Raw genomic sequence first — 266 nt, 5'->3', positions numbered from 1 at the left:
CGGTCACCCATACCGGCCTCGTTGTTCTCATCATGGGCCTTCAGACGCACGGACTTTGTCATGACCTTGCCGTACAGCGGGTGCTTGACGCGATCCTCAACCATGACGGTGATCGTCTTGTTCATCTTGTCGGACACGACGAGTCCCTCACGGACCTTGCGGCGGGTCGTCCGCTCAGCGGTGTTCTCGCTCATGCTCAGGCCTCCTTAGTGGAATCGGGATCGTCGACGATATTGAGGTTGCGCTCCTGGAGCACGGTGTACACC

1 protein-coding gene is annotated in these 266 nt (G+C 59.0%); it reads right to left on the bottom strand.

Annotated elements, in window-relative coordinates; all coding sequences use genetic code 11:
• Window positions 1-194: 30S ribosomal protein S17 (rpsQ, locus tag QSV46_RS39925; RefSeq protein ID WP_314964123.1), on the bottom strand; the 194-nt coding region annotated here is incomplete at its 3' end.
• Between the last annotated feature and the right edge of the window lie 72 nt (window positions 195-266).

Origin of the sequence: Bradyrhizobium cosmicum, assembly GCF_032290525.1 — a bacterium.
Lineage (GTDB): Bacteria > Pseudomonadota > Alphaproteobacteria > Rhizobiales > Xanthobacteraceae > Bradyrhizobium > Bradyrhizobium cosmicum_A.
This window is presented reverse-complemented; position numbering and strand designations above follow the sequence as displayed.